22 protein-coding genes are annotated in these 22,038 nt (G+C 36.0%); 12 read left to right on the top strand and 10 right to left on the bottom strand.

What is annotated here, in order from left to right; all coding sequences use genetic code 11:
- Positions 1-149 precede the first annotated feature (149 nt).
- The 3 genes from MRY82_07580 (at position 150) to MRY82_07570 (ending at position 2,517) form a co-directional block, all read left to right on the top strand.
- The gene (locus tag MRY82_07580) at positions 150-812 is read left to right on the top strand and encodes a MotA/TolQ/ExbB proton channel family protein (GenBank protein MCI5072781.1); all 663 of its coding nucleotides are present in this window, start codon (positions 150-152) and stop codon (positions 810-812) included.
- Between the two features lie 28 nt (positions 813-840).
- Positions 841-1,368, top strand: a complete 528-nt coding sequence (locus MRY82_07575) for a biopolymer transporter ExbD (protein ID MCI5072780.1) — start codon at positions 841-843, stop codon at positions 1,366-1,368.
- Between the two features lie 366 nt (positions 1,369-1,734).
- On the top strand, positions 1,735-2,517 hold the full coding sequence (locus MRY82_07570) for a hypothetical protein (protein MCI5072779.1): 783 nt from the start codon (positions 1,735-1,737) through the stop codon (positions 2,515-2,517).
- A 350-nt stretch (positions 2,518-2,867) separates the two neighbouring features.
- Here MRY82_07570 and MRY82_07565 read toward each other — a convergent pair whose 3' ends face one another.
- Positions 2,868-3,227 carry a hypothetical protein gene (locus MRY82_07565; protein MCI5072778.1) on the bottom strand — a complete coding sequence of 120 codons (360 nt, stop codon included), beginning with the start codon at positions 3,225-3,227 and terminating at the stop codon, positions 2,868-2,870.
- 490 nt (positions 3,228-3,717) lie between these two features.
- Between MRY82_07565 and MRY82_07560 the strand changes: the two genes are divergently transcribed.
- The 6 genes from MRY82_07560 to MRY82_07535 all read left to right on the top strand — a co-directional run bounded on the left by MRY82_07560 (position 3,718) and on the right by MRY82_07535 (position 11,276).
- Positions 3,718-4,203, top strand: a complete 486-nt coding sequence (locus tag MRY82_07560; protein ID MCI5072777.1) for a biopolymer transporter ExbD — start codon at positions 3,718-3,720, stop codon at positions 4,201-4,203.
- Between the two features lie 257 nt (positions 4,204-4,460).
- Positions 4,461-6,314, top strand: a complete 1,854-nt coding sequence (locus MRY82_07555) for an AgmX/PglI C-terminal domain-containing protein (protein ID MCI5072776.1) — start codon at positions 4,461-4,463, stop codon at positions 6,312-6,314.
- A gap of 558 nt (positions 6,315-6,872) precedes the next feature.
- Positions 6,873-8,531 (top strand): S8 family serine peptidase, encoded by a 1,659-nt coding sequence (locus tag MRY82_07550; GenBank protein ID MCI5072775.1) that lies wholly within the window; start codon positions 6,873-6,875, stop codon positions 8,529-8,531.
- Positions 8,532-8,707: 176 nt separating this feature from the next.
- Complete coding sequence (locus MRY82_07545; protein ID MCI5072774.1) at positions 8,708-10,288, top strand: VWA domain-containing protein; 1,581 nt, start codon at positions 8,708-8,710, stop codon at positions 10,286-10,288.
- Between the two features lie 35 nt (positions 10,289-10,323).
- Complete coding sequence (locus MRY82_07540; GenBank protein ID MCI5072773.1) at positions 10,324-10,851, top strand: hypothetical protein; 528 nt, start codon at positions 10,324-10,326, stop codon at positions 10,849-10,851.
- Positions 10,852-10,868: 17 nt separating this feature from the next.
- The gene (locus MRY82_07535; GenBank protein MCI5072772.1) at positions 10,869-11,276 is read left to right on the top strand and encodes a hypothetical protein; all 408 of its coding nucleotides are present in this window, start codon (positions 10,869-10,871) and stop codon (positions 11,274-11,276) included.
- A gap of 67 nt (positions 11,277-11,343) precedes the next feature.
- Here MRY82_07535 and MRY82_07530 read toward each other — a convergent pair whose 3' ends face one another.
- The 4 genes from MRY82_07530 to cyoE form a co-directional block, all read right to left on the bottom strand.
- Positions 11,344-11,835 carry a hypothetical protein gene (locus tag MRY82_07530; GenBank protein ID MCI5072771.1) on the bottom strand — a complete coding sequence of 164 codons (492 nt, stop codon included), beginning with the start codon at positions 11,833-11,835 and terminating at the stop codon, positions 11,344-11,346.
- 215 nt (positions 11,836-12,050) lie between these two features.
- Positions 12,051-12,803 (bottom strand): ABC transporter permease, encoded by a 753-nt coding sequence (locus MRY82_07525; protein MCI5072770.1) that lies wholly within the window; start codon positions 12,801-12,803, stop codon positions 12,051-12,053.
- Positions 12,804-13,712, bottom strand: a complete 909-nt coding sequence (locus tag MRY82_07520) for an ABC transporter ATP-binding protein (protein MCI5072769.1) — start codon at positions 13,710-13,712, stop codon at positions 12,804-12,806.
- Positions 13,709-14,536 carry a heme o synthase gene (gene cyoE / locus MRY82_07515; GenBank protein MCI5072768.1) on the bottom strand — a complete coding sequence of 276 codons (828 nt, stop codon included), beginning with the start codon at positions 14,534-14,536 and terminating at the stop codon, positions 13,709-13,711. The genes MRY82_07520 and cyoE overlap by 4 nt, the downstream gene beginning before the upstream one ends.
- 130 nt (positions 14,537-14,666) lie before the next feature.
- Here cyoE and gap point away from each other — a divergent pair, with 130 nt between their 5' ends.
- The gene (gene gap, locus MRY82_07510) at positions 14,667-15,671 is read left to right on the top strand and encodes a type I glyceraldehyde-3-phosphate dehydrogenase (GenBank protein ID MCI5072767.1); all 1,005 of its coding nucleotides are present in this window, start codon (positions 14,667-14,669) and stop codon (positions 15,669-15,671) included.
- A 121-nt stretch (positions 15,672-15,792) separates the two neighbouring features.
- Here the strand turns inward: gap and MRY82_07505 are convergent, their stop codons facing one another.
- From MRY82_07505 to mtaB, 5 genes are all read right to left on the bottom strand, one after another.
- Complete coding sequence (locus tag MRY82_07505; GenBank protein MCI5072766.1) at positions 15,793-16,383, bottom strand: thrombospondin type 3 repeat-containing protein; 591 nt, start codon at positions 16,381-16,383, stop codon at positions 15,793-15,795.
- 259 nt (positions 16,384-16,642) lie between these two features.
- Positions 16,643-17,230 (bottom strand): hypothetical protein, encoded by a 588-nt coding sequence (locus tag MRY82_07500; protein MCI5072765.1) that lies wholly within the window; start codon positions 17,228-17,230, stop codon positions 16,643-16,645.
- Between the two features lie 109 nt (positions 17,231-17,339).
- Positions 17,340-18,728: a ribosome biogenesis GTPase Der gene (gene der, locus MRY82_07495; GenBank protein MCI5072764.1), complete on the bottom strand. Its 1,389-nt coding sequence runs from the start codon at positions 18,726-18,728 to the stop codon at positions 17,340-17,342.
- Positions 18,725-19,429, bottom strand: coding sequence for a ribonuclease III (gene rnc, locus MRY82_07490; protein MCI5072763.1), 705 nt, complete (start codon positions 19,427-19,429; stop codon positions 18,725-18,727). The genes der and rnc overlap by 4 nt, the downstream gene beginning before the upstream one ends.
- 6 nt (positions 19,430-19,435) lie before the next feature.
- Positions 19,436-20,734 carry a tRNA (N(6)-L-threonylcarbamoyladenosine(37)-C(2))-methylthiotransferase MtaB gene (mtaB, locus tag MRY82_07485; protein ID MCI5072762.1) on the bottom strand — a complete coding sequence of 433 codons (1,299 nt, stop codon included), beginning with the start codon at positions 20,732-20,734 and terminating at the stop codon, positions 19,436-19,438.
- A gap of 62 nt (positions 20,735-20,796) precedes the next feature.
- On the opposite strand from mtaB, the gene MRY82_07480 reads away from it, so the two are divergent.
- Positions 20,797-21,273, top strand: a complete 477-nt coding sequence (locus tag MRY82_07480) for an outer membrane beta-barrel protein (protein MCI5072761.1) — start codon at positions 20,797-20,799, stop codon at positions 21,271-21,273.
- 189 nt (positions 21,274-21,462) lie between these two features.
- Positions 21,463-22,020 (top strand): nicotinate-nicotinamide nucleotide adenylyltransferase, encoded by a 558-nt coding sequence (locus tag MRY82_07475; GenBank protein ID MCI5072760.1) that lies wholly within the window; start codon positions 21,463-21,465, stop codon positions 22,018-22,020.
- The last annotated feature ends 18 nt before the right edge of the window (positions 22,021-22,038 follow it).

Raw genomic sequence — 22,038 nt, 5'->3', positions numbered from 1 at the left:
TTACACTTTATGCACTGACTGCATTCAGTTTTAAAAAATAAGTATTTGAATATATTGTTATTTTTTCTTCTAAACAACACAAACAACAATGGCATCAAGCTTGCTCTTATAAAGCCTGGAATTAATAACACTTTAAAAGGAGCATTATTATGTTAGCAATATTAAACAAAGGTGGACTGTTCATGTACCCCATTTTAGCGGTTTCCATCGTGGCACTGACCATCATGGTAGAAAGAGCTTATTATCTCTTTTTTGAATTGAGCCTGAACACCAAAGACTTCAGCCAAAGAATTTTTAGATCTGTTGAGTCAGGTGATATCAATGGCGCTATTCAAGCCTGTCATTCATTTTTTAACCACCCTCTTCCTCAAGTTCTCAATGCCGCTCTGGTTAAAGCCAATAGAGGTGACAAAGAAATTGAAAGAGCCATTGCCAGTAAATACATGCAGGTTACTCCCACAGTCAGTGAACGCACGGGATATTTATCCATGTTAGCCAACGTGGCTACTTTAATGGGTCTTTTAGGAACCATTATAGGTTTGATTCAGTGTTTTAAAGCGGTTGCTAACGCTGAAGCAGCTGCAAAACAAGAAGCATTAGCCAACGGTATTTCTGTAGCGATGTTCACAACTGCTTCAGGTTTGATTGTGGCCATTCCCTGTTTGATTGGTTTTAACATCCTAATGAACCGTCAAAATAAAATTTTAGACAGTATTCAAGAGTCCTCTATTGAGCTTTTGAATATGATTTCAGCATCAAATAAAGATTTGCGCGTGGGACCTCAAAGAGTAATCAGAGGTCAAAACCATTAATAGGGGCGGGAATTAAAGGAGAATCACTATGTTTGGACAAGATACATTTCCAGTAAGAGAAACTGCAACTGAAGAAGAAGTAAACTTAACACCCATGATGAACTTATTCGTGGTGCTAATCCCCTTCTTGTTGATGAATGCAGCATTTATCAAACTCAGTATCATTAATGCTTCAGTACCAACCATAGCTGATGCTCCTTTAAAACCTGGACAGTCTGAAAAAGTTTTAAACATAAGTTTAAGAGTTGAATCTGATGGATTTCATATCAGCGGTAGCGGCGACAACCTCACAGCTCAAGAGCTGGATAGTGTCCGAACAAGTATTAGAAAAAGTAAAGGCAAGTTTGACTATGACAAACTCAACCTAACACTGCAAAGTATTAAAGAACGATTTCCTCGAGGCAAAGCGGTTATGATGTTCCCAGATAAAAGTATTAACTATCAAACGCTCGTGAATGTCATGGACACTGCTCGTTGGGCAAAATCTCAAGGTAAAGGTGAACGCAAACTTCTCTACAATGAAGTTGTTTTAACCAGTACTGTTGGCGTAGAGTAATCTAAATGAAGCTTAAAATTTACTTAACTACAAAAGCTGCTTACACGCGTAAGCAGCTTTTTTGTTAGTAAAATATATAAAACGCTTCAAACGCTCTGGAAACATTAAAAAATTTTAAGAAACAATTACCAGGAGTAATACGAACTATAGCGCATTGTCCTGGCAAACTAACTTAGAGTGAAACACCATCAAAAGCCTCTGCAAGTTTAAAAAAACATCTTTCTTCATCGTTTTAAGTTTCCTTTCTTAAAGCAAACTTAACTCTTAAAGCCTAAAGTTTTTTACTCAAACAAACACTAACATAACTAAAAAACGTAGCTCATAGAAGGATGTGAATAGTTTTCTGCGACATAAGTAACTCGATTTGTGCCAAATGAGAAAGGACTTACATCTAAATGCTTGATTTTATTACTAAATAATTTTTTGCAACTTGGTATAAGCTTTGCTATGTGTAATGCGTCGCAAAATATCAAAACAAAGGAGATGAGAATGGGACAAGTAAATACATTATTTAGAGAAAGATTAGGTCTACGGGCTTTAGGAGTTGTAATGGCGGCATTACTTATAAATTTATCTTCAGCACAAGCTGAAGATATAGAAGCCCTAGCAGAACTAAAGCGCAATGAACTTCAAACTAAAATTAGTGAGCTGCATGAGAGAGGGGAAATTAGCTACGATGAAGCTGTAGAGTCTTTCATGGAAGTCTCTAGCCTGTCTAGCAAAACGCTTGCGAGCAATAACACTCGTTTTTATTTGTGTGGTGGGGCTGGTTTTGCCTTAATTGCTATGGCTGAATCACACAGATGCCTAAATCTGGGAAAATATCCGAATATACAAATCGGCAATATCTTGATTTTTGATGAAGACGGTGATCATATAGAGACTGATAATGGTTTTGGCATCGATGGAGGATTCAAAGTGAACGCCAGTATAGTTGTATACCACGGCAATGGTTCGCCAGAAGGTAAATATTCTGGTATTCAAATCGGGTTTACAAATGTAATTGGAGCGGAGATGGTCTTTATGGACAGACAATATAATATGGATGGACAATATGATAGGGCTACTATTGGGAGTGCAGGTGCAATGTTTGGATGGTTACTTGAGCTAGGTGTTGCAAACTTGAATGTAGTTGAGATCTCCAAATAAAAAAACCAAAAAGCGATTTATCCGCTATGGCAAAAATTGACCAGAGCACATAAGAGCGAATATTTGTCTATATTGGATCAACATTCTAATATAGACAAATTCGAGCTAAATCTTAGAAATTTTTGCCACTCATTCTATAAGCTTCTAGCTCTTTATTAACTAACGTAAGTATAGTTTTTCTTAGTCACACACAAGGTTTTCAAAGATATATTTCTATAGCAGAAAGTTACAGTATTTTTTTATAAGAACCTACTATTACTTTGCCTCATTACTTGTATTGCTTCCAATAGCGCTGAAATTATTGTGTTTTTCAGCACAAGATTAAGTATTGAAAAAAGCATCTCTAAGATTTATTTTAAAAAAGATACTTCATAGCTTGAGCTTTCAAATGAGATAAAGACTTTCATATTTATATTAAATAGCACAAGCGTTATTCCTCCGCCAAAGTCATCCCATTCTCCCTCAAGTATATCCTCTAATTCCGCTAAAAAATTTCTAACCCTTCCCTCTTTACTGTAATTATAATAGGCAGTTATAAGTCTTGTTTCCTTTATAGCTTTGTTCGTACACAAAGCATAAAATATTTCAATAAGCCATTTTGGAACATTAGCATCAATATGTAAGTTGCTATCTTGAGCAATATTATGAATCAAAATTTCAAGTTTATCAGGCTGGTATTTATTATTGATATGTATTAAATCAATAACCAATTTAATCTATGTGTTATTCATACCAACTAAAATGCACAATAGCACTATAAATATACAAGAAAAAATTTGCTAAATTTTTTCAATTTTAATCTTTTGGCATTATAAAATCACTCATTCATTACAAAGAATACAGTTAATCAGCTTAACTATACATTTAAAATATTACTATGTACTGAAGCGTAAGTATTATTTTATACAAAGCCACACTTAGACTGATGCAAAAAGAAGTTTGTATCAATTTCAAAAAACAACTATTTAACTCATAACTACTATGCAAAAAATGCATGATTGCAATTTTTATTTACGCTTTTTAAAGTTTAAACAACCAGAAAAAAAACTAACTAATTGAATTTACTTGTTTTTCAAAAAAACTCTTCCTCATTCCTTCTGGCACTACATTTGCTCTTAATAGAGCTAGTTATGATGTATTTAAAAAAAGCTCAAAGAATCCTTATTAACCTTGGACGTATCACTGTAGGAGTAATTTAAAATGAATTTTCCAAAACGCAAAGTCCCGCAAGAAACAATCATGCTTACATCTATGATGGACATGTTTACCATTATCCTGGTTTTCTTGCTGTTCAACTTTTCTTCGGAAGAACAAAAAGACATCAGCATTCCTAAAGATATTAAAGTCCCCTACTCTACCTCAGAAATAAGTTTAAACAATGCTGTTAATGTTACTGTAAGTCAGAACGCTATTATGGTTGAAGATAAAGTTGTCGCCAAACTACGCTATGGCAAAAAAATTCAAGCACAAGTTGATGGCCAAAAAATATTACCTTTGTATAGAGAATTGGTACAAATCAGAAGCCAACAAACCAATTCTGGAAAAGTTAAAAAAGAAGATGAAGGTGTTGTTTTACTCAAAGCAGACCAAAGTATTTCATTTGAAGTTTTAGATAAAGTTTTAAAATCATCCGGCATGGCAGGATATCCAAAATCTCGCTTTGTCGTCTTTAGGAGAGAATCATGAAAAACATAATCAATATAAGTTTAACGATAGTTCTTTTGTTTTCAAGCAGCCTTTTTGCAAAGTCTGGACAAACAAAAGTTAACTTTGGAAACATGCAAATTAAAGGACAAACTAAAAACGCAGACTCTGTCTATATGTCTGACAGAGGCCAACTGAAGCAAAAAAGCCAACTTCAGCCCCGTTTAAACTATAGAAAGAAAGTTAAAAAAAGCGCTTTATATTAAGCCAACAAAGAAGCCAACAACAAAGGAATCATTATGAAAACATTTAACACCGTCATAGCACAAGTCAATCAGGGATTTAGATTTCTCTATATTGTCAAGATTTCACTTGCCAATGGGAAGACTAAACAGTTCAAATTAAGTCATCCAGAAGCAAGCATTGGTCGATCAAGTAAAAATGACATTGTTATCAAAGATAAATATGTTTCAAGACATCATGCAACCTTAAGACTTAATGCTGATGGAACATTTTCACTTGAAGCTTTAAAAAGTAATAACGGTATTGAATATCAAGGCGAAGAATTTTTAAACATTGACCTTAAACCCAATCAAGAAGTTGTTATCGGTAGTACAACATTTTCTATAAAGATTCCTTCTTTAGAAAAAACTGAAATAGCCAATGTTTATGATGGTTCAGACTTATTTATTCCTGAACATAAAAAAGATACATCTGCGGTAATGGAAGATAGTCAAGAGTATGTTGTTACCGATCGTTTAACACCAGAAGATTACGACGAAGATGAAGACGATATTTTTACAGCTCCAACCTTTTCTATGCGTGACAAGCTATTAAAAGAAGAGCTTAAAAAACCCATGCAAGGTGAGTTGGTTTGGGAAGTTATTCGTTATAACGGTGAACAGGTTTTTGAATGCACGCCCATGATTGAAGACATGCAAATTAATCTATTTGGCAAAAAAGGTCCTAAGATCAAAGTAAACTCAAAAGGACATTTGTTAATTTCTAAAGACATTAACCTTCTTTGTGGCCAAGAAATCGATGGTGATCATTATGAAACAGTTGTTAATAAAATAGCCTTTGATGGCAATGGTTGGGGACAACTGCTTGAAGATAAAATTATTTTACAATACAACGGTTTAAGTTTTTATATCAGACAAACCCGTTTAAGCCCTATTCAACTGGCCAAGCTTAAAAAAAGCTTGCCAAAAAAATATTATGGTTTGAGTATTGCTTTAACTGCCTTACATTTGGTGGCTATTATGGGTTTAAGTCTTTTTTCAACGCAACAGCCCGTTGAGAAAAAATTGACACAAGAAGAGTTGAATCGTTTTGCACAAATTGCAATTGAAAAACCAAAGCCTAAACCAAAACCAAAAAAAGTTGTGCAACCGGTAAAACCTAAGAAAAAAATTACGGTTCCTTCTAAAACCAAAACCCATAAAATTTCTAAGCGTACGACCAAGAGTCGCGTACGGCATAACCAAAAAGTCAGTCGTAAAACCACCAAGGTTCCTGATATCAGTCAAGTGGGTGCATTGGGTAAACTGGGTGGAACAGGTATGTTCAGTAAAACCAAAAGCTCATCCAACCAATTGTTGGCCGCAGTATCCAATGTTAGTGCGGTAAGAGCCAAAGGTGGCATGCAAACCTTCTCAGTTTCAGGCAATATTGGTGGCATGCCAGGTAAAGATGTGCGCATGGCTCAAATCAGCCGCTTTAAAGGTGGTAAAGGTGGGTCACCACAAGGCAACGGCTTTGGCAGCACTTCTGTGGGAGCTAAAACTGGCCGTAAAATTAAAGGTAGAGTGGTTGATATTGCACCACCTCCAGGTGATGTAGGCGTGCGTGGTGGTGGTTTAACCCGAGCAGAAATTGCAAAGGTTGTACAAAGTCACTTATCCGAAATACGTTACTGTTATGAAAAAGGCTTACTACAAGATCCAGGTTTATCCGGTAAAATAGTTGCCAAATGGACCATTAACCCAGGTGGTAGTGTGTCCCAAAGTGGTATTAAATCATCTTCAGTCAGAAATGCCAGCGTGCATAGCTGCTTAACTGGAGAAATAACGTCTTGGGGATTCCCAAAACCAAGAAACGGAGCTTCGGTTTTGGTTACATTCCCATTTGTATTTAACTCATCTAACTTCTAGGAGGTATGTTTGGCTTCTTTACTTCTGAAAGTAAAGATGGGTTAAATCAACAGAAGGCGCGCTAAGAAGTGATTCCCCTTAGCGCGCCTTTTCTATTTTATTTTATTTCTACTAAGGTTGAACTATTTTCTGAAGTAACTCACAAACATGTTTTTTTCAGGACTATGTATAGTTTGACACCAGATTAATGAATTTCATGACCAACTTTTAATATTGACATTGCTATACGTCAGCACAAATCTCTATGAAAAACCTGCATAGGGTAACTTTAATTGGCACTTTTCAACATTGATCAATATAAAAATCTAAAAAATTCAACAACTTAAAAAGAAAATATTTGGCATGTATGTTGCGTTTTATATTAATATGAAGCCGTTAAATAAGATACCCTACTCTCTTTTGCTCTTATTATTTATACAACTCTTAGTATCATGCGCCAATGAAAATCAATTAGAGCCCAATGTTTCTGTCTCATACAGCCATAACACTCATTTAGCTGCTAACACTGCGTGTAATGCTAATGAAATCATGTTTTTACCCAAAAAAAATACAAATTTCATGAATAGTTTAAGTGTTCATCAACTCCAAAACAATAGTGCTATTCAAATTAAAAAACTCAGTAATGATCCAAAGGCGCTATCTAAAAATGAAAATACGCTGCATGATTTTAAAAGAATTCAGCGCATGAAAATAAACAGTTCCGTTATTGATACAAATGCTATTTTAAATGACTTAAAAAACAATCCAGATATCGAGTTTGCAGAAATGAACTGCAATAAATATGTACCGACAGCAACAACCAATGACCCTCTTTTACCAAACTTATGGGGTATGTCATTTATCAATGCACCTCAAGCTTGGGATACTGAACAAGGTGAGAATGTTGTTGTAGCCGTTATTGATACGGGGGTAAAAACCAATCATATTGATTTAAGCAATAATGTTTGGAACAACCCCAATGAAATCCCTAACAATGGTATTGATGATGATAACAATGGTTGTGTTGACGATATTGCTGGCTGTAACTTTGTGAACAACATTGGCAATGGTGATATTTCTGATAGCAATGGCCACGGTACTCATGTATCAGGGACTATCGCAGCAACGGGTAACAATTCAACGGGTGTAGTTGGAGTTGCTTATAAAGCCAAAGTCATGGGTGTCAAAGTACTTGGCGTCAATGGCGGTATAGATTCATGGATAGCCAATGGTATTGAATATGCAGCAGACAATGGCGCACAAGTCATTAATATGAGCTTAGGATGCCAATCTGCTTGTCCTCCAAGTCAAGTCACTTGTTCCGCTATAGATTATGCCAAATCACGAGGAACCGTTGTTGTGGTTGCTGCAGGTAACAGTAATGCAAATGCTGCCAACTATTCGCCAGCAAATTGTGGAACTTTATCAAACTCAGAAGGCGGTATTGTTGTTGCTTCCCATACTTCAAGTGGGAATAAGAGCAGTTTTTCAAACTTTGGTAATCTTATCGATGTCTCAGCACCCGGTTCAGACATCACTTCAACATGGAGTAACGGTGGATACAACACCATCAGCGGAACAAGCATGGCGGCACCGCATGTTGCTGGCGTAGCTGCGTTAACTCTTGGCAAAAACCCATTTCTTAGCGTTGCGCAGGTAGAAAACATTTTAACTGACAGTGCTACAGACTTAGGTGCAGCGGGTTACGATACTTTTTTTGGACATGGTGGTATTAATGCATATGAAGCGATTAATCTAACCCCAGACTCTAACGCCACCCCTCCTTCAATAGAAATTGGCGGTGTTCCAATCCTATCCGGTAATATTATTGAAGTCTTGGTCAATACCAACCTTAGTTTTGTTGTTAGCGACACTTCTGTTGATCAGATACCCGTTACTTTTTCCGCCTCAGGTTTACCCAGTACGGCCAGCTTTGAAACCGATACTGGCGCATTTTCATGGACACCTGTCATGTCTGATTTAGGAGATCATCCCGTAAGCTTTGAGGCAACAAGCGTAGTTGGAACTGATCAAATTGATGTAACCATACGCGTTGTTGAAGAAGCTTTAACACCTATTGTGCCTGATCCAGATCAGACAGAAACTTATGCATCTTTTGTTTCATCAAATGTAGCAAGTTGTAAAGCTCAAACTGGCAATTCATTTTTAATCTTGATGCTTATACTAACCCTAATCATCGTTTCACAAAGAACAAAAATTCATTATAGCAAGGACTGATTAAAAATCAGTCTAGCATCCTAAGTTGTACCTCATTGCTTTTTTTCAACTATGAAATACTTGCAGAGTCGTAACTTAAATTGGCACTTCAAAAGGTTTAACCCCCTTACAAACTAAATAAATTCAACAACTTAAGATAAAAACAACCTGGCCTAAAAATTGCTTTATTAATAAGCATGAAGCGCCAAACATACATAAAAACAATAAAAAACCTTAAACGTACAGCCTTAAGCATTATTTTAAGCTTAAGTATCATCAACTGTGGAGTAAACCCTGATCTGAAATTTCTGAATCAAAAATCAGATAAGGTCTCTGTGGTTGGTGAAATCTGTACGCAAAACCCCAACTCAATTACTTCACCAGTAAGAATTACTCTGATTGTAGATACCAGTGGATCTATGGCTACAACAGATCCGCAAGGATTTAGAGGCTTAGCTACTCAAGAAGTGATCAATGAATTCATTACACCTGATAGACCTAACTATGAGATTATGATCGTCAAATATGCCAGTGGAGCTGAAGTATTAACAGGTGGATTTACGCGTGATTTGAGTATTCTAAACTCTGCCGTGGGCGAACTGAATGAAGCCAACGGCTGGACCAACATGCCTCAAGCAATCAATACCGCACGTGATGAAATTGAACAGGAAATTTTATCTCTTGAACAAGAGTTTGGCTCTGCTGCCAACGCTTTTTTCCCTTCCATTTTATTGGCTGATGGTGCACCAATTGTTGATGGTGTCACCAAAGAAGCCGAAACTTTACAAGCCTTACAACTTTTCATGAATATTGAAAATAACTTTAGTATTGGTGATATTGTTATGAATGCTGCATTTTTGGGCAGTGCTGGTTCTCCTGGATTTAACTTCATGCAACAAGTTGCTCAACAAGGTAATGGTATTTTCTTACACTTTACTGCAGCCAGTGACATTACTTTCTTAAACCAAGGAATCAACTTAGCACCATTGGTTATTCCTTATATCTTGGTTGATATGTTTGTGGTTAATATGACTGCTGCTGTTCATAATACCAGTAACAACAACCCTTCTTATCTCCCCGATACAGATATGGACTTTGCCGCTGACTTATTTGAAAATACAGTTCTTAACTCGAGTCCTCTGGTTGCGGATACCGATGGAGATAAAGTAACAGATATGATTGAATACAGAACCTTATCCATTCCAGCCGTTGCAGAGGTTCACTGTACTGGACCTGATGCTGACGATGATTTGGATCAAGACAAATTGGATAAATGTCATGAAGAAAAAATATTCAGTGAAGATGATTTGTTCGACACGGATGAAGACAACATCATTGACTTCCTCGAAGCAAAGTTTGGTACTGATCCTAGTATCAATGATGCAAGCTTTGATAACGATGGTGACGGTTGGACCAATATTCAAGAAATAAAAGCCGGGATGAACCCTAATCTTAATGATGCTGTACTAAGAGATAACTTTGCGATTAGAAATAGCGTTAGTTTTACAGAAATTAACAATGCTGGTTTATACTGTTATCAAGTTGATTTAACCAACATCACCTTAACTCAAACACAAGCCATTTCAAGCGATATCCCAAGAACCAATGAAATAAGAGTGTATATGATTCAAAAAGAGTTAAGTTCTACTGAACCTAAAGATTATATTTTATCTGAAGGTGTTGTAACCATTAATATTGATGAGTTTTTTACAAGCGATGTAAGTAATGAAATTCAGATTTCACAAATACCGTTTGTCAATATTGAAAACCCAGAGTAAAATAGAGTTGGTGTTATGAACTTACTGGAGATGTCATGTTTAATTTCTTAATCTATAAAAAAGCGTTAAAGCCAATCTCTTTAACGCTACTTTTTGTCCTTTTCTTTTCTGGCTGCGCTAAGGATCCAGTCAATACCTTACGTGGAAGCATAGAAAATGTTCATGCACTGGAGTTTGATGACGTTGAAATACGATTCATTGAAAATGAGGGTATCGCCATTGTTTATACTTCAGATATTCCTAACTCCAATGAAAAAGAAAATGCTTTAAATTTATTGTATGATTACGATCAAGAAACTGACCCCGCCATAGAAGAAGGTGTGTCTTTAAATTTATTAAATAATAGCACCTTATCTCGATTTAGATTGATTGATAACAACGGTATACCAGAAGAAGATCGTGCTCCTTTCCCAACTGTTCAGAGTGGGAACCTTACCTTTGAATCCTTTTCTTTAACTGAAGGTTCTACGCTTCAAGGTCATTTTGAAATCACGTTTATCACCGGGGATACCATGTTTGGAACCTTTAAAGCCGACTTGATTCATACGGACGCCAACAACTAAGTAACGAGGAAGCTGATATGCAAAAAAATTTTCTATTTTTAACTTTTCTTCTGACAATAAGTTTGATGATTTTTTCATGTGGTGAAGTAGACATCACCAATTTAGATCCAGATCAGTTTCCAGACAACAATCCAGTGAATACATCCATAAGCTTTAGTAGTGATTTGGTCCCACAATTTCAATCAGCTGGCTGCACACTCTGCCATGGGAGTAGTTTAGCAGAAAACAATTTACGCGTTGATGTTTACACTTCTATCACTGGGGACATTGATGGACAATCAACATCAAGAGTCGATTTAATTACACCCTCTAACAGCTACATCTTAACTTATCCTAACAGTGGCAGTCATAGTGGTTCATCACTGCCTAGCAGTCTTTCTCAAAATCTACTATCTTGGATCACGGATGGGGCTTTAGACAACTAATTGATCTGACTTTAAGTTAAAAGGGATATGTATATTTGCATATCCCTTTTTTATTTTTTATACTTAATTATAATTCTTGTGGATAACTACATATTTTTATCAGCTCATCTGCAGTTTCAACAAGATGATAAAAAATATAACGATGTTCCATTGGTATGTTTTCAACCAAGTCAACATTCTTATCTAAAGAATTTACCTTTCTAACATCAGATTTAAAATTTTTAAATATTGCTCTTGCATCTTCTAAAATAACTTGATGACAATCAAACTGATAAGCAAAAAGATAATCTTTATTATACTTTCTTTTAAAATCGATATCGATTTGAGGTGACTGCCCATTGCAATCTTTACATCCTATCGCATGCATAGCAATGACTAAATGGCCATCATCTCTATGTTTAGAAAAAACAACCCTTTCAATATCGTTCCAATTTTCAGAAAATTTTTCTTCTAATTCTTGTTGAACATAATATGTTTTCTGTGCTTGAACCTCTTTCCAATACCCCAGTAAAAAAGTTAACATCAATACTATACTTAATTGTTTTGAAATTTTTTTCATATTTCATCCTCCTGAAGAAGACAAAATCTCAATTGAAAAAATTAATCCATGTTTTAAAAATTCAGTTTTTTTTATAACTTGAGTTAGAAAAAATTTTATGGCAGCTGAACTTCATAAAAAGCAATTCTTGGCAATAAAACTTTTTGTGTAAAAAATATTTTTGTTGATTAAAGTTCTTTTTAAGATCTCAATCATGCAACAAATAATAACTTTGTCTAATTTCGCTTCTGATTTAAAACAAAAACACCTACAGAAACAAAGACCACTGTCAATATTGTGACAATGATATTTGAGAGACCAAAACTAGGAATATTCATATTTAATTGTTCACTGCTCATTGACCAACGCATGGCTGCAAGGCTATATGTTAATGGATTAAGTTTATACAATAGATTCATCCATGTTGGAACAGACTCAAAGCTGAACAAGGCCCCTGAAAATAACCACATCGGCATCAAAACGATATTCATCCACACATGAAAGGTTTGCGTACTCTCGCTATACCATGCCAATAAAAAGCCAATACTACTCATGAGCACCGCGGATAAAAACAAAATCAAACTGATCTGTAAAAAATTTGAAAATCCAAAACTTAATTTAAAAATGTACGCACACACTAAAAGGATTAAACTTTGTCCCAAAGCAAAAAGACTACAGCTTAAAACTTTGGCCATCACCATGCTCAGACCACTTACAGGTGACACCCAAACGCTTTGTAAAAAACCAGAGTTTCTATCTTCAATAAATGATATCATAGAAAATATAGCGCTGAACATCAGTGTCATCAAAACCATACCAGGGAAAAAATACTCAAAGTAATTTATCTCCTTATTACTATTTAAAACAAAAGAATCTTGAAAGCCCAAACCTAAAAAAAGCCAAATCATCAAAGGCGTTAAAAAGGCTCCAAACAAGCGCCCTTTTTGTCTGGATAAGCGAATAAATTCTCTATTTAATAGTGCCAACATTTATTGATCCCTTAAGGTATGATGGTACACATCCATCAATTGCGTTGCTCTTAATGATATAGATTGAATATCTGCTAAATTCATTTGATTAATTTTTTGTAAGGCTTGATGACTTTGGTTTAAAATATAAATTGATTGATCATGCGCATAAACTTGATCATTTACAAAGGTTTCTTTTAATACTTGTAGTGTTTCATTGAGCTTGTATGTTTTTATATCTAAAAGCTGGGAACCCATTTTTTTAATTAAATCTATAGGTTTACCATTTAAAAATATTTTTCCATCTTTTAAAAAATAACACTGGTCCACTGCATCTATATCTTCAATAATATGTGAGGTCATGCAAATACCAATACCCTTTTGTTTAATTTTTTTTAAAAAACTCCACAAATCTCGTCTTGCTGATGGATCAAGACCTGTTGAAGGTTCATCTAAGAATAAATATTCAACATTGGGTAACAAGGCTTTAATCAGTTCCACTTTTCTTTGCATTCCACCTGATAAAGTTGAAACGGGCTGATCAACTTTAGCTTCCAATTGGAAATAATCAACAAGTTCACTGATTTTTTTTTGCATTGTACGTTTGTTTAAATTAAATAAACGCCCATGACAAACCAGGTTTTCTTCTACCGTTAAAAGCGGGTCTAGACTTGGAGATTGGAAACACACACCAATATTGCTTCTATAATCATGTAAGTTTTTTGAAGACAGTAAGGCTTCTTGGTACTTTATTTGCCCCATAGAAGCAGGTCTACTACTGGTCATAATTGAAAACAATGAACTTTTACCGCTGCCGTTTGGGCCTAAAAATAAGGTATATTCTCCTGCTTTCAAAGATAAATGAATATCTTGAAGTGCAAAAAAATCTTTATAATTTAAACTAATGTTACTTAACTCTATATAACTCATGAAAATATGGCATCCACTATGATCAATAAAAATAAGATTGGCAAATAAACAACAGAAGCCAGCAAAACTTTTTTAGCTTGTTGTTTTGTTTTCCTCTGATGCAACATGATGCATTCATAGAAGAAATATGCCCCAAGCAGTAGCGTACCAAAAAAGTAGATTTTGCCCGTCAACTTAAACAAAGTTGTCATCAGAGATACAGGAACCAAAGCTGCAGCGTACAAAACCGCTTGTAAAGCTGTAAAGTTTCTTTGTGGGTCTAGACTGGTTACAATAGGGAAGCCTGCTTTTTGATAATCTTCTGCATAAATCCAGGCAATCGCAATAAAATGTGGCATTTGCCATAAAAATAAAATAGCAAAAACAATGAAGGCTCCTGTATCTAATTGACCATTAGCCGCCACCCAACCAATAACAGGAGGGAAAGCACCCGGTATAGCGCCGATCAATGTCGATAAATGTGTTTTTCTTTTTAGTGGCGTATAGACCCAGGCATAGAGAATGATTGTACTTAAGGTTATCCACATGCTGATAGGATTAACAAAAAACCATAACAATCCTCCGCTAACGACTGCTAAAATAAACGCTATAAACCAACCAAGGTAAATATTGATTTGATTTTGTACCAAAGGGCGAAGACGCGTTCTATCCATAAGACCATCTGTGTCTTTTTCAAGAATTTGATTAAAAATGCTGGCACTGCTGGATGCTATCGCCGCAGCCAAAACTGTAACGAACATGGTAAGTGTTAAAAACTCACGACCTGTCAAAAAATATCCCAAAGCAGTGGTTAATGCCACCATCAGAGCTATTCTTGGCTTCATCAAATCGTGTATTAATTTTATACCCTGCCTCATAGACTCTCCCTTAATAGTCTTCAAAGCATAAAAACTCAACTAATCATTTACTTTATAGAGTTTTGCTTTTCGCTCTGAGGTGCGTTATACAAGTTTTATGAAAAAAGTTGCCATCAATGGTTTTGGAAGAATTGGTAGAGCGTTAACCCGTATTCTTTTACAGAAGTTCCCGGATATAGAAATTGTTGCTATTAACGATTTAGCACCAAATGAAACGCTTTTGCACCTGATGAAATATGACAGTATCATGGGTACATACAAAGAAGACCTTAGATTAAAAGATAATATACTTCATACTCAGGGTCAAAGCATTCAACTCCTTGAGGAGCGAAACCCTGCTCAACTACCATGGAAATCTTTACAAGTAGACTGTGTGCTAGAATGTACAGGAATCTTTAGAACAAGGGAGTCTGCAAAAGCTCACATAGATGCAGGTGCTAAAAAAGTTATTTTAAGCGCCCCTCCAAAAGACACATGGGATAAAATGATTGTTATGGGAATCAATGATCACCTATTACAAAATGATGATATATTCATCTCCAATGCCTCGTGTACAACCAATTGTTTAGCGCATGTTGCAAAAGCCATTCATGAAAACTTTACTATACAAACATCATATATGACTACAGTTCATGCTTATACCAATGATCAGAATGTACTGGATGTTGCGCATAAAGACTTACGAAGAGCCCGAGCCGCAGCTCAAAACATTATCCCCACAACCACGGGTGCAGCCAGCGCTGTGGCACAAGTTTTACCTGAACTAAAAGGGAAAATTGATGGCGCAGCTATTCGTGTACCTGTAGCCAATGGCTCATTGGTCGACTTTCATGCTGTTGTTGAAAAGCCAGTGACCAACGATTTAATCAATCAGGCTCTTGAGCACTACTCACAACAATATCCTAGCTGTATGAGCATATCTAAAGATCCAATAGTTTCTTCAGATATCATAGGAACACCACAGTCAAGCATTATTGATCAAGAATTAACTCACAGTCAGGATAACTTAATAAGAGTTGTCGCTTGGTATGACAATGAGTGGGGCTACTCTAACCGCTTAGCAGAGTTATGCAATTATGTTTTAAACCTATCAGCGGACTAAAATTAAAGAAATAAAGAATGCCAGTTTATTTATTTGACCTCAAGCCACCAAAAAACTAGCTTAGGAAAAACATAAAAGTGGCATTCTATATGTTTTTTCACATTTACTCTAAGGTCGAGGTTCAACATCCATCATATGAATAAAGCCAATTGGTTTCTTTTTTTGACCCATCATCATAGCTTGTGATTATTTTATAATAAACACCTTCCATTTGACTGTGAGGTGTATCATCAATATAGCTTCTTTGCTCAGCAGTGCTGGGATCACTAATATAAATGCTATCGATATCGTATTCGTATTCTACCATACTAGGCTCGTCATTTTGATCCCACTCAAACTGTTCGTACCTTATCCAAATTTCAAATTTGCTTTCATTGTTGGATAAGTCTTCCCAAACAATCCGCCTTTGACAACTTCCTGAATCAATATCAGCAGAAACCAAGACTGCATTAGCAAAAGCTGTACCTAGATCTACTGGCGCTATATCACAGGCGTCCCCTATTCCGTTGCCATCTGAATCTATTTGTGGCGCAGGATTATACACATTGGGACAATTATCATAAATTGAATCGACACCATCTCCATCTGGATCGGTTAAATAGCTCTGCCCTTCATAGGTAAGTGGACGAGCACAATTTTGTATAGCCAACAGTGTAATACTAAAAGCTATAAGTCCTAAAACACGGTATCTATATATTAATTTATTGATCATACAGATTTATATTGCAACACGAATGCCAAAAAAATCAACTCAAGCCATTGATTTTATTTAATTTATTTTAAAAAAAACTGTGCAGCTTTTCGGCTTATGTATATTCATTGTCTCATTGATGATGATTGGTTTATTTGATGATTATAAAATAGAGGCCAAGTCAATACAGCACACAAAATATATTTAACTCTAAAGGTTAACGCTAAGCCAAGTGAAGAATGGTGTTAGATCAACTTAAAGGTCTTTTGCTTTAATCAACTTACTCACAAGCAAAGCTTTCATTCATTTCATTAGACAACAGCACATTACCGTCGGCAAGAGTAACTTTGATTTGATATCTTAAAGCCTTCATCCAACTTTCTAAATCAAGATCATCGTACTCTATCACACCTAAATTACCGGCATAAACAATGGGGACATCAAGACTATCTTCATATTCGGTAATATCTGGACGCTGGTCTATAGGATCAAAAGATACACGTTTATATTTTTTGATAATTTGCACCTGAACTTCATCCATCGATTTATCTTCCCAAACAATCTTTCTACTGCAGCTTGTGCCATCTACATTTAATAGTTCCATAGAATAAAGTGAGGGACTTTCATTGCTTGAACTTACATCCTCACACGCATCCCCTAGACCATTATTATCAGAATCTATTTGTGTTGGATTATATACGTTTGGACAGTTATCATAAATTGAATCAACCTGATCTCCATCTGGATCGGTCAAAAAGCTTTGTCCATCATAAGTCAAAGGGCGACCACAACCATGTAAAAATAAACTAATTACTGCAAGCATCATGATGGTATAAAATTTAAGTCGTGTTTTGCGTTGATTGATCATAGTCTATTAAAAAGCAAAGATAATGCCAACATAAGGCACTGATTTTACTTTATTTTTTATACTAATCTCTTGTGCAAACTATCAGCATTGTCAGTCTTTAGCCGCAAAACTAAACTTCAACTTCAGTCTCCTCAAAGTCCTCAGGGTTTTTTAACATGTGTTCATGAAACACCAATTTAATGGGAATTCCTTGCAAATCAAACAAATGATACAGACTGTTCTTCCAAAATTTCTTTAACGCTTCAGGAACATACCTGCGTTTATTGCAACGGATAAAAAATGTTGGTGCTGGATTGGGGCGATAAGATAAGCGCCTAAATTCTAAAATATGCGCTTTAGGACCTTTAGGAGGGTTTGCGGCAATAATAGCTTTATAGGCATCTTTAAGCTCTTCTTCACTAAATACACTGTTTAGCTTATGATAAAGTGACTTGATCCCAGACAATAAATTACCTGTGCCTAAACCTTCTTTTGCAGAGATAAATTTAACCTCTGCAAATCGTAAAAAAGGTGCTCTGTAATACAACTCTTCTCTAAAATCTTTTCTTGGGCTATCACCTTTGGGTTGCTCATCCCATTTATTGGCTAAAATTAATAAGGCTTTGCGCTGTTCCATAATATAAGCCGCTATTTTTTGATCTTGAGTCGTAATATTATCCTCTGCATTGAGCATCAAGATGATAACATCGCTGGCGTCAACCGCTTTTTTAGCCCGCGTTACTGAGTAAAACTCAATGTTATCTTTTTTTATCTTGGATGTTTTTCTGATGCCGGCGGTATCCACAAAAGTCCAGTGTGTATCATTTTTAATAAAGTCAGAGTTGATGCTATCCCTCGTCGTTCCAGCAACATCCGATACAATCGATCGATCTTCACCCAGCATACGGTTAAATAAAGTTGATTTTCCCACATTGGGACGTCCCAACAAGGCAACTTTTATTGAAGTTAAAGGTTTATCTTCTGATGAGACTTTGCCTTGATCATGCTGAATATGTTTTAATTGACTTTCAATTTCTTCTATAACATTGGATATGCCGTAATTATGTTCTGCAGCTACGGGAAAGTAATCTTTAAAACCTAAGGCATAAAAATCACTTTCTTGCCTGTACATGGCTCCTGGGTCAATTTTGTTAACCACAAGCATGATTGGAATATTTAATTTGCGTAAATCTTTAGCAACAACTCTATCTTCTTCTGTTAAACCAACAATCCCATCAACCACAAATAAGACCAAATCACTTTGTTTGATAAAGTGTATGGCTTTATCAAAAACTCTAGCCAACATTGTATCATTGGGACGTTTACTAAATGAACTTAACCCCCCCGTGTCCATAAGCTCTATATTATATCCAGCGAGTTGCACGTTTTCCATAATAACATCACGTGTAATGCCCGGTTGGTCATGAACGATGGAGCGCCGAGATTTAATCATTCGATTAAACAGTGTTGACTTTCCCACGTTGGGGCGTCCAACAATAGCAATTGAAAATGCTTTCACGATTGACCATCCTTTATTCTTGCAAATTGCTGCAGAGCCTTTTGAGCTGCATCTTGTTGTGCTTGTTTTTTACTGTTGCCTTGACCATCAAATGTATAACCTTTGATGTGAACTTTTATAGTAAACGTTTTATCATGATCGGGACCAGCGCTTTTTAGAGTATTATAAATGGGCAAAATTTTAAAATACTTTTGTGTTTTTTCTTGTAGTTGTGTCTTAAAATCTTTGTTGAACTGTACACTATCAACATTATTGAGTACTTCTGCCAATCCATTTATAACAAAAGCTTTAGCTGCGCCTATACCATGTGTAAGGTATAAAGCAGCCAACAAGGACTCAAAAACATCAGACAAAATAGAAAGTTTATTGTGCCCACCGGACCTTTCTTCACCCAAGCCCAACTTAATTAAACCATTAATTTTAAGCTTTTCAATAGCCTGACCCAAAACACTTTCATTCACCACTGATGACCTAAACTGCGTTAAGTCACCTTCAGCTTTATCAGGGTACTGGTCATAAAATAAATCTGAAACAATAAAGTTTAAAACTGCATCTCCCAAAAACTCCAAGCGTTCATAATCATTGTAAGATACTGGGTTCTCTACCAGCCAAGACTTATGACTTAATGCTTCTTCAAACACAATGTTTTCTTGGATGTCTATTTGACAAATATCAGACAGTATTTTGTATATTGATTTCATTACTCTCTACAAAACATCAGCATAAAAAACGATGTTTTCCGTATTTTTATTATCCAGTTGCGACAACTGAACTTCAACTTCTTTTTCTTGTAATCTATCATGCCCTTTTATTTTAACGCGAACATAACGTGTGGTTTGGCCTTGTAAATAACCTTCTTTATCTCTCTTTTTTTCCACCAAAATTTTCTCTGTTGTATGTTCAAAACGTTGATAAAACTCTGTTTGTTTTAAAAAACTTAAGTCTCTTAACAACTTTACTCTATGCTTTTTTACCTGAGGATCAACATCATCTGTAAATACTTTTTCTGCTCTAGTTCCAGGACGGCCAGAGTAAGGGAAAACATGAAAATAACTGATCGGCAGATTTTTTAATGCTTCATAGGATTGCATAAAGTCTTGTTCAGTTTCACCACAAAAACCAACAATCACATCTGTACCGATACAAACGTTATCTTGAGTTTTTGACAAAGCCATAATTCTTTCATTAAAATTTTGTGCTTTATTTTTTCTATTCATCCGCCGTAGGACATCGTCACTGCCACTTTGCATAGGAATATGAAAGTGCGGAACAATTCTTGAGTTTTCTCCTACCACTTTAATAAATTCTGGGGTTAAGGTTGTAGGCTCTAAAGAACTGACTTTTAATCGAATTGTATGAGTTTCTTTTAAAATTTGATCCAAAGCTTTGGCAAAGGTCATACGAGGCTTTAAGTCTCTACCATAACTGCCAACATGCGTACCGGTGATAATCATTTCTTTATAACCGTGTTGCTCATAGGATTGCGCAAGTTCCACAAGCGTCTTTATATCAATAGAACGACTTCTTCCTCTCACATAAGGCAAAACACAAAATGCGCAATAAGCATTACAACCATCTTGCATTTTTAAATAGGCTCTTGTTCTTTGACTGGTCTGAGCCAGAGTTTTAAAGGCATCATTTTCTGTTAAACTAGGCAAACCTAAGCTCTCATTGATCTTGGGTCTATCTTTTATGGCAACAACATCGCTTACACCTGGCATTTGGCTAATTCTATCAGCGTCTGCCTCGGCATAGCAGCCTGTAACAATAATTTTAGCATTGGGTGTGTCACGGTGCACTTTTCTAATCAGCTGTCTTGCCTGTTTATCCGCTGACTCAGTGACCGTACAAGTATTAATAACCACTGCATCTGGGTTTTTACTTTTTGCATCAATATTCCAGTTTTTAAACTGACTTACTGCGGATTCCACTTGCGCAGAATCAAACCAGTTGACTTTACAGCCAAAAGTATAGGTTTTAAGCGTTTTTTTTGTATTTTGTGCCATTGCCATGTCCTTTTATGCTTAGAAAACTTGGGAGTCAAGCCAAGATAAGGTATATTCTCAACATGAAAAAAATTAATTTAACCATACTACTTACAATTTTATGTTTGGGATTAAGCTCTGCACAGGCAGGTTTTTATGTAAGACCTACAGCAGGCGCTGTTGTTCCCTTGAGTTCTAATCAAAATACTCAAGTAAGCTTGGGCGTTACAGCAGGATACCAGTTTGTTAAAATCTTTGCTGTTGAAGGCAGTTATAGCCGTTTTCTAGAAAACGATCCTGTACCTGCAGCCAATGCTTATAGGCTAACAGGCATTGCCAGAGTGCCTACGGGTGTTTTTGCACCTTACGCTTCTTTAGGTACTGGATTTATTAGCTATGACCTGCCCGGCAGTGACAGCACTTATTTTACCAGTTTAGGTGCCGGTGTGACCGTGGTTAAGTTATTCATGTTTTCTGCCAATGTTGGGGTTGAGTACTTGATCCTGGATGGTGCGGATAATTTGCTGGAGCCTAGAGCCTCAATCGGCGTCCATTTCTAATCCTTTTTTGTTAAGGGGGGATCTTTAGTAACTGTTAGACCAAAGGTCTTACAGTTACTTATGCAAGGCCCGCCCCTTCTTGACCCAAAAACGCGGTTTTGGGTCAATTCAACCCACCCAGGTCGGAATCGGTATAAAACCTCTCCTCCGTTTAAAAAGGCTAAAAACTCAAATTTTAAAAACTATTTCATGTCAGATAACATCAATAAAACCATAGGATTTTTTGGTGGGAGCTTTTCTCCACCGCATTATGGCCATTTTTTAGCGGCTTGTTATGCCCTTAAACGATACAACTTGGATGAAATTTGGTTTTGCCCTACTTTTAAACATGCTTTGGGAAAAAAAAGTTGGGATTTTGATTTTCGCATGCAATTGTGTCAAACCTTAATCATGGATTTTGAACATCCGTTTCACGTGTCCAACATTGAAGCTTCCGACGCAACCGATGGAAGAACTTATAACACCCTTCAATTGTTAAAAAAACAATACCCCAATAACAATTTTAAATTGATTGTTGGCAGTGATATCTTACAACAAAAAGACCTTTGGTATCGCTTTGATGCTATAGAAAGAGATTTTGGTGTGTGCCTTGTCCCCCGTGAAAACTACACGCAAGAGAAGTTTGCCATTCCTAACTTCTCCAGTACAGCCATTAGAGAAGCCTTAAGCACTCAAAACCAGCAAGTATTAGAACAACTTTTGCCGGATAAACTTATCCAGCTTTTACAAAAAAACCCACAAATCTAAAAAAAAAGCATTTCCACA

It is taken from the genome of bacterium, assembly GCA_022763185.1.
GTDB lineage: Bacteria > Bdellovibrionota_G > JALEGL01 > JALEGL01 > JALEGL01 > JALEGL01.
This window is presented reverse-complemented; position numbering and strand designations above follow the sequence as displayed.

Coding starts and splice junctions, on each gene's coding strand:
- MRY82_07580 (MCI5072781.1), top strand. CDS start 150: ATGTTAGCAATATTAAACAAAGGTGGACTGTTCATGTACCCCATTTTA.
- MRY82_07575 (MCI5072780.1), top strand. CDS start 841: ATGTTTGGACAAGATACATTTCCAGTAAGAGAAACTGCAACTGAAGAA.
- MRY82_07560 (MCI5072777.1), top strand. CDS start 3,718: ATGAATTTTCCAAAACGCAAAGTCCCGCAAGAAACAATCATGCTTACA.
- MRY82_07555 (MCI5072776.1), top strand. CDS start 4,461: ATGAAAACATTTAACACCGTCATAGCACAAGTCAATCAGGGATTTAGA.
- MRY82_07550 (MCI5072775.1), top strand. CDS start 6,873: ATGAATAGTTTAAGTGTTCATCAACTCCAAAACAATAGTGCTATTCAA.
- MRY82_07545 (MCI5072774.1), top strand. CDS start 8,708: ATGAAGCGCCAAACATACATAAAAACAATAAAAAACCTTAAACGTACA.
- MRY82_07540 (MCI5072773.1), top strand. CDS start 10,324: ATGTTTAATTTCTTAATCTATAAAAAAGCGTTAAAGCCAATCTCTTTA.
- MRY82_07535 (MCI5072772.1), top strand. CDS start 10,869: ATGCAAAAAAATTTTCTATTTTTAACTTTTCTTCTGACAATAAGTTTG.
- MRY82_07530 (MCI5072771.1), bottom strand. CDS start 11,835: ATGAAAAAAATTTCAAAACAATTAAGTATAGTATTGATGTTAACTTTT.
- MRY82_07525 (MCI5072770.1), bottom strand. CDS start 12,803: ATGTTGGCACTATTAAATAGAGAATTTATTCGCTTATCCAGACAAAAA.
- MRY82_07520 (MCI5072769.1), bottom strand. CDS start 13,712: ATGAGTTATATAGAGTTAAGTAACATTAGTTTAAATTATAAAGATTTT.
- cyoE (MCI5072768.1), bottom strand. CDS start 14,536: ATGAAGCCAAGAATAGCTCTGATGGTGGCATTAACCACTGCTTTGGGA.
- gap (MCI5072767.1), top strand. CDS start 14,667: ATGAAAAAAGTTGCCATCAATGGTTTTGGAAGAATTGGTAGAGCGTTA.
- MRY82_07505 (MCI5072766.1), bottom strand. CDS start 16,383: ATGATCAATAAATTAATATATAGATACCGTGTTTTAGGACTTATAGCT.
- MRY82_07500 (MCI5072765.1), bottom strand. CDS start 17,230: ATGATCAATCAACGCAAAACACGACTTAAATTTTATACCATCATGATG.
- rnc (MCI5072763.1), bottom strand. CDS start 19,429: ATGAAATCAATATACAAAATACTGTCTGATATTTGTCAAATAGACATC.
- mtaB (MCI5072762.1), bottom strand. CDS start 20,734: ATGGCACAAAATACAAAAAAAACGCTTAAAACCTATACTTTTGGCTGT.
- MRY82_07480 (MCI5072761.1), top strand. CDS start 20,797: ATGAAAAAAATTAATTTAACCATACTACTTACAATTTTATGTTTGGGA.
- MRY82_07475 (MCI5072760.1), top strand. CDS start 21,463: ATGTCAGATAACATCAATAAAACCATAGGATTTTTTGGTGGGAGCTTT.